This window comes from Gordonia sp. G4 (assembly GCF_057770005.1).
Map to the genome: position 1 here is coordinate 705,568 of NZ_CM173442.1, position 14,851 is coordinate 720,418.

Here is a 14,851-nt window from a genome sequence, read left to right on the forward strand (position 1 = left end):
GCACGCCACCGAAGTCCTCGAGGAAGTTTCCGTATGCAGGCTCCGCAGACCGCGCCCGTCCCGGGCATCACCGGGTCATTGCCCGACGGCTCGGTGGTCGACGTCGAATTGTCGGCCGATGCCGACGGCATCCGTCGGGTCCGGGCCGTCACGCCGTTCTCTCCCGACACACCGCGCGGTCCCGGCTGGCTCGATCTGGGTGGTCACCTACTCCTGCCACCCGCGGCGGAACCCCACGCCCACCTCGACAAGGCCCTGTCCTGGTCGGAATTGTCGCCCCCGAGCGGCGATCTCGCCGACGCGATCACTTCCTGGCGGGCCGGCAGTGTCGCCCTGGACGAGCACTCCTTCCGGACCCGTGCGCTGCAGGCGACCTCGTCCATGCTGCGGAACGGGATCACCGCGGTGCGCACCCACGCCGACGTGCTCCCACACGAGGACCCCCTGCGCGCCGTCCGTGTCCTCACCGAGATCCGGGATCACCTGCGCGGGCTGATGGACATCCAGGTCGCGGTACTGGCGAGCCCACTGGCGCCCACCGCGCACATCGAGGCCGCGCTCGACGCAGGCGTCGATCTGGTCGGCGGCGCCCCACACATCGCCGACGATCCGCTCCTCGAACTCACGAGGCTGCTCGATCTGGCCGAGGCGCGCGGCATCGGCGCCGACCTGCACGTCGACGAGTTCCTCGACGGCGACCACCTGACCATCGAGGCCTTCGCGGATCGGGTGGCGGACTGGCCGGAAGACCGTGTCCGCACGGCCGGCCACTGTTGCCGCCTCGACACCCTGGCCACCGACGACCTGCAACGGGTCGCCCGGGCTCTCGCGCGCGCCCGCGTCTCGGTCGTCGCACTGCCGGTGACGAACCTGTATCTCCAAGGCCGCCATGGTCCTTCGGCCGGCCGCCGGGGAATCACCCCGATCGACGTCCTGCGCGACCACGGCGTCCGTGTCGTCGGGGGCGCGGACAACATCCGTGACCCGTTCAATCCCGTCGGGCGGGCCGACCACCTGGAGACAGCTGCCCTGCTGATCACCGCGGCGCATCAGAATCCCCACACGGCAATGGAAATGGTCACCTCCGAGGCGCGTGCCGTGCTGGGACTCGAGCCCGCGGGACCGGTTGTCGGCGCGCGCGGCGACCTCGTCGCGATCCGCGGGAACGACCTCACCGAGGTCATCGCGACCGCTCCGGCCGACCGGGTCGTCATCGTGAACGGCGCCCCGGTCGCGCGCACCGAGACCACCAGCTGGACCAGTTTCCCGGTGCCGCCCGTTTCGTCCCCAGCAGAACTGTCCCCAGCAGGAGTACACCCAGCCGGGATGTCTGCGCCGGGCAGATCCCCCGTCGGTTTGGAGAGATGATGAGTTCACCAGCAACGACCCCCAGGCCGGCACTCGGTCACCCACTCGTCGGCTTCGAACACGTGGAGCTCACCTACCCGGACGGCACCCATGCCCTCCGGGATGTGAACCTCACCGTGCGTGAGGGCGAATTCGTCAGCGTCGTCGGGCCATCCGGGTGCGGCAAGTCGACCCTGCTGCGCTTGTCATCGGGACTGGAGACGATCACCGACGGCTACCTGCAGAGCGGTGCCGCGCGTATCGGGTACGTGTTCCAGGATGCGACCCTGCTCCCGTGGAGGTCGGTGGCCGACAACGTCGCGTTGCTCGGCGAACTGGACGGCGCGCCGAAAGCCGAACGGCGCGAGCGAGTTCGCGCCGCTCTCGAAACGGTCGGGCTGACCGGTTTCGACAAGCACCTGCCGCACATGCTGTCCGGCGGCATGCGGATGCGGGTGTCGCTGGCCCGGTCACTGACCCTCGACCCCGACCTGTTCCTGTTCGACGAGCCCTTCGCCGCCCTCGACGAACTCACCCGTGAGCGGCTCGGAACCGATCTGACGGAGTTGTTCGCCGTCAAACGCTTTGCCGGCCTGTTCATCACGCACTCGGTCGCCGAGGCCGCGTTCCTGTCCACCCGGGTCCTGGTGATGTCTGGGCGACCGGGGACCATCGTCGACGAGATCGAGGTCCCGTTCGACTATCCCCGGGCACCCGACCTGCGTTTCGAGCCGGAGTTCGGCGCGATCGCGGGCAGGATCTCACGCGCACTCCGAGAGGCACATTCATGACCGCCCCCGATACCGGCACCGACACCACACCGAGCGTGAGAACCCCGAAGCCCGGCAAGGCCGGTGCGCCCGACCCCGGGTCAACCACCGAACTCGCCGTGGCCACGCGCACGAGCCGTCGGGGCCGCGCTCGCTCGAGGGCGGTCGGGATCGCCGCACCGCTCGTCGTCCTGGCACTGGTCATCGGCGCCTGGTATCTCGTGAGCTACGCGGTGCTCGACCCCGGACGACGATTCCTCATGCCGCCACCGCATCAGGTCGTCACCGACGGCCTGCTCGGCGACGCCGCGCAGGAGATGTGGGAGGCCCTGAGCCGCACGGCAACCGTGGCGCTGACGGGTTTGGCCATCGCCGCCGTGATCGGCATCACCTGGGCGGTGATCATGTCGCAGTCGCGACTGATGGAGAACGCACTGTTCCCTTACGCCGTTGTCCTGCAGTGTGTCCCGATTCTCGCACTCGTTCCGCTGGTCGGGTTCTGGTTCGGATTCGGCTTCAGCGCACGCGTCTTCGTCTGCGTGCTGATCTCGTTGTTCCCGATCGTGTCCAACACCCTGTTCGGCCTGCGGTCCGTGGACCGGCAGATGCGTGACCTGTTCGCTCTGCACCATCCGAGCCGCGTCACGGTCCTGCGCAAGCTGGAGTTCCCCGCCGCCATGCCGGCGATCTTCGCCGGCCTGCGGATCTCGGCGGGCTTGTCGGTGGTCGGTGCGATCGTCGGCGACTTTTTCTTCAAGCAGGGCAATCCCGGCATCGGCATCCTGATCGACAACTATCGTTCGCGACTGCAGGCCGAGGAACTGTTCGCCTCGATCGTGCTCGCCTCACTTCTCGGCGTGGCCGTCTTCTGGTTGTTCGGGTGGCTCGGCAACCGCATCGTCGGACGCTGGTATCAGCGCTGACCCGACCCCCACCGATCGACCCGGTCGTCTTACCCGCCTTTCCCGATCTTCTCGTCCCTTCAGTCCTGCCCGAATCTCCCTGCACGAAAGAGGAACCCATGAACACACATGTCTGGCGCCGCCTGTCCAAGACCACCGGTGTCGCGGCCGTGGCCGCCGCCCTCGCGTTCACCGCCGCATGCGGTTCCGGTGAGAGCACCGAGTCCTCCGGGTACACCGGGGCTATCGGCCCGGTCGACTTGAGCGCCAACTGCCCGGACAAGATCGTGGTCCAGACCGACTGGAATCCGGAGGCCGAACACGGGCACCTCTACCACCTCCTCGGCCCGGACCCGACGATCAACGCCGGCAACAAGCGCGTCGTCGGTCCGCTGTTCGACCGCGGCGAGTACACCGGCGTCGACATCGAGATCCGTTCCGGCGGACCCGCCATCGGTTTCCAGTCGGTGACCTCGCAGATGTACTCCGATCCGGAGATCCTCCTCGGGTACGTGGACACCGACCAGGCGATCCAGAACTCGAAGGACAATCCGACGACCGCGGTCATGGCGCCGCTCGACATCAGCCCGCAGATGATCATGTGGGATCCCGCCACCTACCCGCAGGTACAGAAGATCGCCGACCTCAAGCCCGCGAACGCGCGCGTGCTCTACTTCGAGGGGTCGACGTACATGGACTACCTGACCGGGTCGGGTGTCCTCTCCCCCGGTCAGGTCGACGGCAGTTACGACGGATCGCCGGCCAACTTCGTCTCCGACGGCGGCAAGACCGCCCAGCAGGGATTCGCCAGCTCTGAGCCCCAGGTCTATCAGGAGGAGGTCGAGGGGTGGCAGAAGCCGGTGAAGTACCAGCTGATCCACGACGTCGGCTTCCCCACCTACAAGTCGTCCGTCGCGGTGCGCTCGGCAGCACTGGAGGAGAACGCCGCCTGCCTCGAACAGCTCGTCCCCGTGTTGCAGCGCGGGTCCGTCGACTACCTGGCTTCGCCCCAGGCGGCGGACGAGGTCATCCTCGACGCCGTCGAACAGTACGACACGGGCTGGGTGTACTCCCAGCGCAACGCCGACTACGCCCGTAAGACGATGGCCGAGCTCAACCTGGTGAGCAACGGCCCCGACGCGACCATCGGCAACTTCGACACCGCCCGCGTCGCCCGCGTGATGGAGGTGACCGGACCGATCTTCACCGAACAGGGCACCCCGGCCGCCGACCGCCTGACCCCCGAGGCGATCGCGACCAACCGCTTCATCGACACCTCGGTAGGCCTGCCCCAGTGACCGCGCCCGTGGTGGCCGTCGGCACGGATGAGGGACGCCCCGACTTCGGACCCGACGACGTCGACGCGCTGGCCGACGATCTACTCGCGATCGTCGGCCCGCGCGGCATCAGCTCGCTGCCCCGCGCACTCGCACGGGCGGCCCGCGACGGTTCCGGGATGAGCCCGATCCTCTCCGCGCAGGACCTCGGCGAACCGGACCTCGTGTGCTATCCGCGTACAGCGGACGCGGTGCCCGAGATCGTGCGTGCGGCCGTCGCCCGCGGGGTGCCGATCACCACGCGCGGCAAGGGGACCGGTAACTACGGCCAGGTCATCCCGCGCTTCGGCGGACTCGTCCTGGACATGACGTCGCTGACCGAGATACGGGACGTCACCGGACGTTCGGTCACCGCGCAGGCGGGCGCGCGGATGATCAACCTGGAACAGACGGCCTGGGCTCATGACAGCCAGCTGTGGATGTACCCGTCCACGGTCCAGTCGACCCTCGGCGGCTTCCTCGCGGGAGGCTCCGCCGGTACCGGCACGATCGTGCACGGCCGCAACCACCAGGGTTTCGTCGAGGCGCTCGATGTCGTCCACGCCACCGGCGATGCCGAGGTGGTCCACCTCGACGGCGACGACGCGACGCCCTTCGTGCACACCTACGGGGTCGCCGGCATCATCGTCGCGGCCACGGTCCGGGTGGAGCCGCTACAGCAATGGCGTTGTGTCTATGCGAGTTTCGAGTCCGGCCGGGAGGCATTCGACGCGGCCTTCCGGCTGGCGGCCATCGAACCGAAGCCGCGGCTGCTGTCCGCGGACGGTCCGATCATCACCGCGGCCCTGCCCGACGACCCCGCCCTCGTCCGGGGACGCGCCAGCGTGCGCGGGATCATCGACGCCCGGGCCCTGGTGGAGACCACCGATCTCATCGCGGCCGCCGGCGGCCGCGTCGAAGCGGTCCGTGAGGGCATCGCCGAGACGGTCAAACTGTCCACGCTGTCCTACAACCACCCGACATGGTGGCTGCAGAAGTCGCAGCCGGACAAGTGGTTTCACATGGAGGTACGCGGCGACGCACTCGTCAGCCGTCTCGACGAGGTCGAGCAGGTCTACGAGGGCGGCATGCTGCATCTCGAGGTCGGCCACGAGATGATGTTCGGAATGCTCAACGGCATCTACCGCAGTCCGCAGCAGGTCATCGACGGGGTCGCCGCACTCGAAGAACTCGGGGTCGGGGTCCACTCCCCGCATCAGTGGTACGTCGACCTCGACGCCGAACGGGTCCGCGCGCTGGCCCAGCGGACCGATCCGAAGGGGCTGCTCAACCCGGGAAGGTGGATGTGAACGCCGTGGACACGACGAGCGTGAACCGGGCCGGGAATCGGCGTTACGCCGAGCTGACCACCGAACAGGTCGGTGACGCCCTGTCGCGCGATTCCATTCTCGTCCTGCCCACGGGCGCAATCGAACCGCACGGACCGCACCTCCCGCTCGCCACCGACCTCATCGTCGCCGAAGCCGTCGCCGAGGCGGTCGTCGAACGCGGTGCCGCTGCGGGGTACGACGTCTGGTTGTTGCCCGCACTGGGATACACCAAGTCCGACGAGCACTCTCGTCTGCCGGGCACGATCTGGCTGCGGGCGACCACCCTGTTCGAGACGATCGTCGACATCGGTGCCTCGCTGGCGCAGACCCCCGCGCGACGTGTGCTCTTCCTGAACGCGCACGGCGGCAACTCCGCCCTGATCGAGGTTGCGGCGCGCGAGCTCCGACGACGTTTCGACCTGCAGACGTTCTTCTCCTCCGGCCCGGGCCATCCCGGTCCCACCGAGCGCGGACTCGGCATCCACGCCGGGTGGGCCGAGACCTCGATGATGCTGCACCTCCGACCGGATCTGGTGTACATGGACAAGGCGGTCGCGACGGTCGCGGACGCGGTCGCCGACGCGACACACGTCGGGTTCGCCGGGACGGTCCGATTCGGCTGGCTCTCCACCGATTTCGCCGAGTCGGGCGTCATCGGCGATCCCACCGGCGCCGACGCGTCGACCGGCGCGGAGCTCTTCGACGAGCGGGTCGACGCCCTCGTCGCCGCACTTCCGGAGATCGCCACGTTCGACCCGGGCCGGGTCGGACGTTGATCACCAGCGGGACCGGCTTCGGAACCGATTGCGCGAACGCCGATCAGCTCACGGTCCAGCCGATGACACTACTGCGAGATTGGCTGCCCGCACCGGAAGAACCCCGTCCGTTGATGGCACTGGCGACGTGCGGCCGCGACGGCTATCCCCGGGTTCGACACGTTCTCATCACCGAAGCCGACGACACGGCGGTGTACTTCCACACCGACACCAGATCGGCGAAGGTCGCCGAACTCACCGAGAACCCCCGTGCCTCGGTCGCGATCGCCTGGCCTGCGGTGGGCCGTCAGGTCGTCGCGCACGGCGACGTCCGACGCGCCCCGGAGGACGAACTGCACCAGGCGTTCTCACGCCGTTCTCGCTACCTGCAGCTGCTGGCGTGGATGAACGACGGCGACCTCGCGGCGCTGTCTCCCGAGGAGCGGCGGCGGCGCTGGGCCGACTTCGACGCGGCGCACCCGCGACTCTCGGCGCCGCCGACCTGGACCGGATACGCCGTCGACCTGCGGGAGATCACCTTCTGGCGGGGCGACCCGGACGGTCCGTCGCAACGAGTACGGTTCACCCACAACGACAATCAATGGACATCGGAGGTACTACCGGGATGACCGGCACTTACCACAACGCGCTGATCCTGCCGGTCAGCGGCGAGAAACCGTGGTTCTGGGGATGGCTGTCGGTCGGGACCGACGGCCGGATCTCCGGGATCGGCGAGGGTTCCCCACCCGCCGACGCACCTCTCCCCCGCCATGACCTCGAGGGCGCCTTCCTCGCACCCGGTTTCGTCTCGGCCCACAGCCACATCTACACCGGCGGGATGCGAGGCGTCGCCCCGAACAGTCCGCTCTACGAATGGGTCACGCTCAACAGCACGATGCTGCTCGGCGCCGAGGCGGAGGACCTGTACTGGATGACGCTGGCGGGCGGGCTCGACCACCTGTCCTCCGGCATCACGTCCGTGTACAACTTCACCCAGTCGCGTGTCCTCGCGCTGTTCGACTACGAGGAGTCCGTCCTCAAGGCGGCGCGCGTGCACCCGCCCGAATTCGTCACCGCGCAGGTGGACGGTCTGGCGGCCGCCGGCATCCGCTTCGTCACCAGCGTGCGGCTCGACGACGAACAGCTCGGCGAGGACGCGGCCTTCACGGGCTTCGACGCGGTCATGACCCACCTGAGCACCGTCGACCCGGCACTCGATCTGGGCGGCTCGGTGTACGGGTCGGTGCAGTGGTCGTCGTCGCAGGCGACCGCCGAGCGCGAACGGGCCCTGATGGACCGGTACGGGATCACCAATCAGGCACATTTCGTCGAGACGGCCGAACAGATCGAGATCCAGCAGTCGAAGTTCGACTGGTACGACGCCGCGGGCGTCTTGGGGCCCGGCTTCGCCTTCGGGCACTTCGTCCATCCGACCGAGAACATGGTCACGAGGGTGCGCGAGACCGGGTCGGCAGTGGTGTGGCAACCGATGTCCAACGGCCGGCTCGGTTCGGGGATCGCCGATGTGCCACGCCTGCTTCGGGATTCGATCACCGTCGGCATGGGTGTCGACGATCAGTCGTGCACCGACGTGTCGGACCCGTTCGAGAACATGCGGACCGGATTGTTCCTCCAGCGCGGAAAGCACAGCGACGCCGCGATTCTGACCCCGCTCGATGTACTGATGCTGCACACGCTCGGGTCAGCATCGGCGATCGGGGTGGCCGACAAGGTCGGTTCGCTGGAGGTGGGCAAGTTCGCGGACCTCCTCGTCGTCGACCCACGGTCGCCCCACCTCGGACCGATCTGGGACCCCGTCGCCACGTACGTTCTCGGATGCGGGCTGCGAAACCTGCGCGAGGTCATCGTGGGAGGCCGGCCGGTGTGGCATCGCGACGTGGCCGATCCCGTACGCGCCCAGGCCGATTCCGAACTCACCGAGCGGATGATCGCCTCGGCCGCGCACTCGGGGATACACCCGGTCGTCGCGGCGCGTCACGGTGAGAGTCGCACGAGCGTCGACGACCACCGCTCGGTGTAGTCGGCGATCCGCGAATCGGTGCTGTAGGTCGAGTCGATCAGGTAGAGGCCCGGTGCCGGGCACACCGCGCCGAGTTCCACCAGGACCGGTTTGAGCAGCAGGTCGGGCGCCATGGCATGCGCGGGGCCCGCCCCGAGCATCAGCGGGACGGCGGTCACATCTCGTAGACCCTCGCCCGTGGCGAACTGGTCGAGAAAGAGCTTCAGGACTCCGGTGTAGGTCGCCTTGAAGGTCGGGCTGGCGACCACGACGAGATCCGAGGAGGCGACGGTCTCCACGGCGCCCCGGACCGCGGCGTCGCCCCACCCGAGCAGACCTGCCCCGAAGTCGATCACGTCGATGACGTGGTCGGGTTCGGTTCCGGTCAGCGCCTTCGCCAGCTGCCGGGCGGCATCGAGGGTGCGCGAACCGGGTTTGGGGTTCCCGGCGACAACGGTGGTGGTCATGGTCCGCCTTTCGCAGTATCGGTCCCGCCTATCGTGCCTCAGCCGACGCCGGCGTACCGGCCCGGCGCCGCAGCACCGTGATCGCTGCCGTCGTCACGATCAGCGCCACGATCGTCCCGGCCGCCACTCCGACGACGGCCGTCGTCTCGCCCTGTGCGTTCACGATGATCCCGACGAACGCCCAGATCAGGGTGAGCGGGTAGGCGACGAGCACCGACCCGACGACTGCCGTGACGGCCAGCCCGACCACGGCGCACGCGAGCAGAACGGCCAGCTGCCAGCCCAGGGATCGCGGGTCGGCGAGGTCGGCTCCGATCGCGGCGGCCCAGTTCTGGAAGACCGCTGCGGTCGCCCACGCCGCATAGACACCGACGAGGATGCGGGTCACTGCCGTGAGCCATCGCGGCGCCGAGCCGTCGGCCGGTCTCGCGGCGATCCGGGCCGCGTCGAGCAGGGCCACCGTCATGACCGTCAGCACGAGCGGGGTCACCCACGTCCACTCGGCGGCCGACACCAGAATCCACACCGCCGCGCCTGCGAACGCGACTTCGAGGTCGATGAGCAGGCGCCGCGGATCATCGGTCCCGGTGGACCCCTTCCAGACCACCGCGACGGCGAACACGATCGACAGCAGGTAGATGAGGCTCCAGATCGAGAACGTGTAACCCGCCGGGGTGATCAGGAGATCGGTCGTCGACTCGTTGGGCGAGGCGCCGAATCCGGAGAACGGGACGACGGGCGCGAGCACCTGAGCCACGGCGAGGAACACGGCGAGCCAGGTGATCGGACCGGGGAGACGCGTGGGTGTCATGTGTCCCAACGTAGGCGCAAGTGTCCGTTTCACGCCGCAACTCCCCTTGAGCTGCGCTGGAGACCGCGTCAAGGCCGGGCATGGGTCCCGGGGATTCGAAACGCGTCCGCGTCTTGAGTTGTCAAAGGACGTGTGGCGCCGGATCGGCGCCGGAGGGTCTTTGGGCGAAGCGGTTACACGAGGGCGTCGTCGAGTCGCATCGTGCGCCGGTTGTAGGCGGGTCGGGGTAGACGTCGCGGGTCAATGTCGGCAGGCGGGATCAGCCACGGATGCCGGTCGGGACCCATCACCACCTGCCACCCGTGGTGATGGACCTGGGTATGACACCGCTGGCACAACAGGCACCCATTGTCCAGATCGGTGGGACCACCGTCAGCCCAGTGCACCAGATGATGGACCTGCGTATGCGCGGCGGGCGCACCACATTTCACGCAGCACAAGTCCCGCACGATAATTGCCTGCCGCAGATGGTGCGGGAACAGCCGTTTCGTGGTTCCCATCCGCAGCGGCACGCCCTCGGCGTCGAGAATGATCTCGGCGACCCGGCCATCACACGACAACCGCTGCGCCGACGCGGCCGATATCGCCCCGACCCACGGCAACCGTGCCGGATCGACGCCGCCGGCAGGAACGGTGACCAGAACCTGCGTACGCGGTGCCCCCGCGGTGGTCATCGCCGCACCGATCGCCGCCTGATCCAACAGCAACTCCAACCCGTCCGCACGACGCTGAGCCACACAGCGGCGGTCCTCGGCGCCGTCGGGTTCGGGACGCGGACCGGATCGTTCGTCGATCATCGACAAGAACTTCTCCCCGATCACTGCGGTCACATCCGCGCTGATCGCGACCCGCCCCTCCTCGGTCACCCTGGTGTGCACCGTGTTCAACGACGCATCATCAGCCGCCGGAACCGTGTCGGGATCCGCGGCGGCGACACGCACCGCGATACCACGTGCGCCGGTGTCGATCTCGGCGGGAGTGGCACCGGAGAACGCCTGTGTCAGCAGTTCGGTCTCGAACACCCGACGGTCGTCGTCGGAAAGCGGTGCTGCAGCGCGTTTGTCGATAAGAGCGATCCCTCGAACGACCGCGTCGACGCACTCGGCAGACAGGTACCCGTCGGCGGCACAGTCGGCGACCTTCGGCAACAAGGCCAGGCTGCCGGCTATCCGCACACCACGGTGGGCAACTGATGGTGGCATTCCCATCTCGATCAGCCACGACCGTGTCGTCGATCCCGCCCGCGCCGCCGCACCCGAAGCATCCAGAAGAGCTACGTGCACAGCGATTTGGTGATCCAGCACATTGCGCAACACACGCAGTTCGTCGAGTCGGTCGAACACCGCGCGACCACTCGGATCGCCGGGTGGTGGTTGCAAGACGATGAGGGTGTCGCGGAGCTCCGTGATCGAGGTCATGACACCAAGGTACTCGCCAAAACATGGCTCTTCTGACGTCGAAGTGGGTTCCTTTTCGCGAGCCTAACGCACGCAACGCCCAGTCTCGCTTAGGTTTTGATTTGCGAAGAACAAGACCAAAGGAGTGGGCGTTGCGCACTGTCAGAGTACTGCAGAAGTTGCTCGGAATCGAGCGTGCCCGTGTTGTGGGTGTCAGGTTCGATGAGGATGACCGCGGGCAGATGGTGGTCGTGTCGCTGGAACTGCACAAGAACGCACGATCACGGTGCCCGCAATGTAAGAAGCGCTGCCCTGGTTACGATCAACCTGCGGCGCCGCGACGGTGGCGACATCTCGACATGGGCGGTTGGCGGTGCTTCCTCGAGTTGCCCGCCAAGCGTGTGCAGTGTCCTCGCCATGATGTGAAGACTGAGTTGGTTCCGTGGGCACGTCCGGAAGCGAAGATGACCAGGGCGTTCGACGACACCGTCGCATGGCTGTGCGCGCACGCCCCGATGACCGCGGTCAGTGCCTATCTGCGGGTCTCCTGGCGGACGGTATCTCGTATCGTCGAGCGCGTGGTCGACGACCATGTCGGACTCACTAAACGCTTGAACGGGTTGCGGCGCATCGGTATCGATGAGATCGCCTATCGCAAGGGCCGCCGGTACCTGGTTGTCGTGGTCAATCATGACACAGGTCAGTTGGTATGGGCGGGTGAGGGCGCCAAAAAGGAGACGATCGAGCGGTTCTTTGATGAACTGGGTGATGTGCGCGCACGCAGGATCACCCATATCAGTGCTGATGGCGCCGAGTACATCGGTGCGGTCCTCGCCGAGCAGGCGCCGGGGGCGTACTGGTGTATGGACCCATTTCATGTGCTGCAGTGGGTCAATCAGGCGTTGGACCGGTGCCGGTCTCGGGTGATGAGTCGGATAGCCGGCTTGTCGAAGGTGGAACGTGGCCGGTTGAGGTGGGCGTTGTTGAAGAATCCTGACAGCCTCACCGAGAACCAGGAGCGGTTGCAGTCCATCGTGGTCAGCGATGCCAACAGTGTGCTGGCCCGTGCGTATCAGATGAAAGAAGAGATACGGCACATACTTTCAGGTGCCTACTTGTCATGTTGGGCGCCGTTGCGGCGGTGGTTGAAGAAGGCGGAGGCTTGTGACATACCAGAGATTCGCACCCTGGCGCCGAGTATCCGTAAACGTGAGGTCCAGATCTTTAACGCGGTCGAGTGTCAGATGAGCAATGCGCGAGTCGAAGCAACGAACTGCCATCTGCGGTCATTGACAAAGCGGTCGTACGGATTTCACACTCCCGACGCTTTGATCGCGATGGCGAACCTCACCAGGGGCGGCGCATGCCCAGAACTCCCACATCGAAACTGACCGAAAACCGCCCACTTTCAGATCAGGAGATCCCAAAACATTCGACGACGAGGTTTGTCCACAGCCTGTTCTCTTACGAATCTGATTGTGCGGCAGCTTATGTCACACACGTACCAGCGGTGAACTGTGGTGGACTGTGGTGAACAGAAACCCCACCAGTCACAGCTGCAAGTACGCCGGGGAGGTCAACCCACCGGGCGAAGGTCCGAGGTCGTACCCGGACGCGATCCCCGGTATTTCTCGACCCAACGGGCCGACCCGGCGTCCGCATCGGACTCGGCAGTGTCCCAGTCCACGAAATCGTAGAGATCGCCCGCCATCTCGACGATGACGTCGCGGAGTTCGAGGGGTTCGAGCCAGCGCTGCGGGATCGCTGCCACGCCGTCGCGCGCACCCAGTAGATTGCCGGCGATGGCGCCCGTGGAGTCCGAGTCGCCATCGTGGTTGACCGCGATGATCACCGCTTCTTCGAGGTCGTCGGCCACCAGCGCGGAATAGACGGCAATGGCGAGCGCCTCCTCGCCGGTCCAGCCCCCACCCAGCCGCTCGATCGCCGCCTCGTGGGACAGGCCCGAATCGGCCAGTGCCTCAGCGGTTTCGAGCGCGACAAGGGTCTCCTCGTGGCCGGTGCGCATCCGGAGAATCCCCTTCGCCTCCGCCAACGCCTCCGGCAGGCTCGCCCCGGCGACCAAATCGCGGATCACGACCGCGAGAACACCGGCGGGTAACGAGCCGGAGGGGTGTCCGTGCGTGAGCGAGGCGAGCGCTGCCGCGAGATCGAAGGCACCCCCGGCCGACCACTCGGCTCGGGCCGCGAACAACCCCACGGGCGCCACTCTCATGACGCCGCCGCACCCATTGCTGTCGTTGTCGGCGGGCTCGCCGGGACGAGTGGTCACCCGGAGTGCCTCGAGGCAGGTGGTTCCGGGTGCACGCCGGCTGTGCAGCTGCCGGTGTCCCGCCAGCCAGCTCGACCGTTCGGTCGTCGCCAGCACACCGTGCCGCGGATGGCCGCCCTGGGTGATGAACCAGCGGAGGTAGGCGCGCGCCGTGGTTGCCGCGTAACAGGAGATCCCGCCCGCGCAGTCGTGCGCCCAGGCGCGCAGCAGGCCCTCGGCGGTGAACAGCGTCATCTGCGTGTCGTCGGTGATGGTGCCGACGCCGCCGTACGCCTCCGCGTACGAGGTGATCCCCGTGGGCCCGAACCGGTCCAGGATCGAGTCCCGCGTCGAGAACTCGACCGCTCCGCCCAGCGCGTCGCCGGCCGCACCGGCGAGTAAGCATCCGCTGAATCGATCCATGGTCGCCCCCTACAGTTCTCCCCGGCGTCTCCCCATGGTCACACGCGCCCGCCGACGCCGCAGGACAGCGGACCGCGAAGGGGCGTTGTCTGACGACCTCAAGACGACAGACACTGAGTTGGGGCTGCCGGGCGGGACGTGGGCGAGGCACCCGATGTCAGGAAAGGACCTCGACGAGCGTGGTATCGGGATCGGCGATGACAAGCGGCTCGATCTTCCGAAGGAAGCGGCGCCAGTGCGCGACCGCACCATCGACGTCGCCCGCCGTCAGCAGTTTCAGCAGGCGCCGGTATGCGCGTAGAGCCAGTTCGTCCGTATCGCGCTCGTGATCGTCGCCATGCACCGACAGGTGCAAGGATTTGTGCTCGTCCATGACGTTCAGGATCATGCCGGCGAGCACGGACAGGGTCTGCGTACCGGACAGATCCGTGATGGCCTGGTGGATGCGGGAGTCGACCTTGGCGAATTGCGGGGCGTCGTCTATGGTGTCGGCCGCCTCTACGACCAACCCCGACAGCACGTCGAGATCATTGACGCGGCCACCCCAAGCGCGCAGCGCCGCCACCTCGATCTCGGTCCGCGTCCTGTAGACGTCGGCAAGCGGAACTCCCTTGTACTGCAACAGCAGACCCATGTGCCGAGCCGCCACGGACTCGCTCGGGGCGAGCACGCGGGCACCCCCACGCGCACCACGGAGCACGACGATGATCGATTCGGACTCCAGGATCCGGAACGCCTCGCGCAACGTCGGACGGGAGACTCCGAAGCGTTCCATCAGCGTCGTCTCGCTGGGCAACGGGTCGCCGGCCTTCAGTTCGCCGGTGACGACCTGGCGCCGCAGCTGCGCAGCCACCAGCTCGCCCGCCTTGGGGACTCGGACGACCGAGTGCTCGATACCTCGTGCCACAACCCCTCCGTTCACGCAGCGCCAGCCCCGACACGGGCGTGCCGCGAGGCAGGAACCCGCCGGCCGCCATTCTCGGCAGCTGCTCAATTCACAGAAGGATCTTACCCATTGCCGTTCCTAGAATCGTGGACGCTGT

General features: G+C 67.3%; 14 protein-coding genes. 9 read left to right on the plus strand and 5 right to left on the minus strand.

All coding sequences use genetic code 11. The features are described 5' to 3' along the window. The first annotated feature begins 33 nt into the window (after positions 1 to 33). The 8 genes from AC3B5T_RS02910 (at position 34) to AC3B5T_RS02945 (ending at position 8,462) form a co-directional block, all read left to right on the plus strand. Positions 34 to 1,368: an amidohydrolase family protein gene (locus AC3B5T_RS02910; RefSeq protein ID WP_055474458.1), complete on the plus strand. Its 1,335-nt coding sequence runs from the start codon at positions 34 to 36 to the stop codon at positions 1,366 to 1,368. Then, positions 1,368 to 2,138: an ABC transporter ATP-binding protein gene (locus tag AC3B5T_RS02915; protein WP_014928117.1), complete on the plus strand. Its 771-nt coding sequence runs from the start codon at positions 1,368 to 1,370 to the stop codon at positions 2,136 to 2,138. Before AC3B5T_RS02910 ends, AC3B5T_RS02915 begins: the two co-directional genes overlap by 1 nt. After that, positions 2,135 to 3,040 carry an ABC transporter permease gene (locus tag AC3B5T_RS02920; RefSeq protein WP_014928118.1) on the plus strand — a complete coding sequence of 302 codons (906 nt, stop codon included), beginning with the start codon at positions 2,135 to 2,137 and terminating at the stop codon, positions 3,038 to 3,040. Before AC3B5T_RS02915 ends, AC3B5T_RS02920 begins: the two co-directional genes overlap by 4 nt. Positions 3,041 to 3,138: 98 nt before the next feature. Further along, positions 3,139 to 4,317 (plus strand): hypothetical protein, encoded by a 1,179-nt coding sequence (locus AC3B5T_RS02925; RefSeq protein ID WP_055474459.1) that lies wholly within the window; start codon positions 3,139 to 3,141, stop codon positions 4,315 to 4,317. Beyond that, positions 4,314 to 5,645 (plus strand): FAD-binding oxidoreductase, encoded by a 1,332-nt coding sequence (locus tag AC3B5T_RS02930; RefSeq protein WP_010842765.1) that lies wholly within the window; start codon positions 4,314 to 4,316, stop codon positions 5,643 to 5,645. The genes AC3B5T_RS02925 and AC3B5T_RS02930 overlap by 4 nt, the downstream gene beginning before the upstream one ends. After that, positions 5,642 to 6,442 carry a creatininase family protein gene (locus tag AC3B5T_RS02935; protein WP_010842764.1) on the plus strand — a complete coding sequence of 267 codons (801 nt, stop codon included), beginning with the start codon at positions 5,642 to 5,644 and terminating at the stop codon, positions 6,440 to 6,442. The genes AC3B5T_RS02930 and AC3B5T_RS02935 overlap by 4 nt, the downstream gene beginning before the upstream one ends. Then, positions 6,439 to 7,050 carry a pyridoxine/pyridoxamine 5'-phosphate oxidase gene (locus tag AC3B5T_RS02940; protein ID WP_044507256.1) on the plus strand — a complete coding sequence of 204 codons (612 nt, stop codon included), beginning with the start codon at positions 6,439 to 6,441 and terminating at the stop codon, positions 7,048 to 7,050. Before AC3B5T_RS02935 ends, AC3B5T_RS02940 begins: the two co-directional genes overlap by 4 nt. Next, a complete protein-coding gene (locus AC3B5T_RS02945; protein ID WP_010842762.1) occupies positions 7,047 to 8,462 on the plus strand; it encodes an amidohydrolase family protein in 1,416 nt (471 codons plus the stop codon). The genes AC3B5T_RS02940 and AC3B5T_RS02945 overlap by 4 nt, the downstream gene beginning before the upstream one ends. Here AC3B5T_RS02945 and AC3B5T_RS02950 read toward each other — a convergent pair. From AC3B5T_RS02950 to AC3B5T_RS02960, 3 genes are all read right to left on the minus strand, one after another. Then, positions 8,417 to 8,908 (minus strand): NADPH-dependent FMN reductase, encoded by a 492-nt coding sequence (locus AC3B5T_RS02950; RefSeq protein WP_010842761.1) that lies wholly within the window; start codon positions 8,906 to 8,908, stop codon positions 8,417 to 8,419. The genes AC3B5T_RS02945 and AC3B5T_RS02950 overlap by 46 nt on opposite strands. A 28-nt stretch (positions 8,909 to 8,936) precedes the next feature. Beyond that, positions 8,937 to 9,719, minus strand: coding sequence for a hypothetical protein (locus AC3B5T_RS02955; protein ID WP_055474460.1), 783 nt, complete (start codon positions 9,717 to 9,719; stop codon positions 8,937 to 8,939). A 173-nt stretch (positions 9,720 to 9,892) separates the two neighbouring features. Then, positions 9,893 to 11,137, minus strand: coding sequence for an HNH endonuclease signature motif containing protein (locus AC3B5T_RS02960; protein ID WP_055474461.1), 1,245 nt, complete (start codon positions 11,135 to 11,137; stop codon positions 9,893 to 9,895). Positions 11,138 to 11,268: 131 nt separating this feature from the next. Here AC3B5T_RS02960 and AC3B5T_RS02965 point away from each other — a divergent pair, with 131 nt between their 5' ends. Next, a complete protein-coding gene (locus AC3B5T_RS02965; RefSeq protein ID WP_165629364.1) occupies positions 11,269 to 12,507 on the plus strand; it encodes an ISL3 family transposase in 1,239 nt (412 codons plus the stop codon). A 185-nt stretch (positions 12,508 to 12,692) separates the two neighbouring features. Here AC3B5T_RS02965 and AC3B5T_RS02970 read toward each other — a convergent pair whose 3' ends face one another. Together AC3B5T_RS02970 and AC3B5T_RS02975 are read right to left on the minus strand one after the other, a co-directional pair. Next, complete coding sequence (locus tag AC3B5T_RS02970) at positions 12,693 to 13,808, minus strand: ADP-ribosylglycohydrolase family protein (protein ID WP_055474462.1); 1,116 nt, start codon at positions 13,806 to 13,808, stop codon at positions 12,693 to 12,695. A 157-nt stretch (positions 13,809 to 13,965) separates the two neighbouring features. Next, entirely contained in the window at positions 13,966 to 14,715 is a 750-nt protein-coding gene (locus AC3B5T_RS02975; RefSeq protein ID WP_010842757.1) for a FadR/GntR family transcriptional regulator, read from the minus strand. Positions 14,716 to 14,851 lie beyond the last annotated feature (136 nt).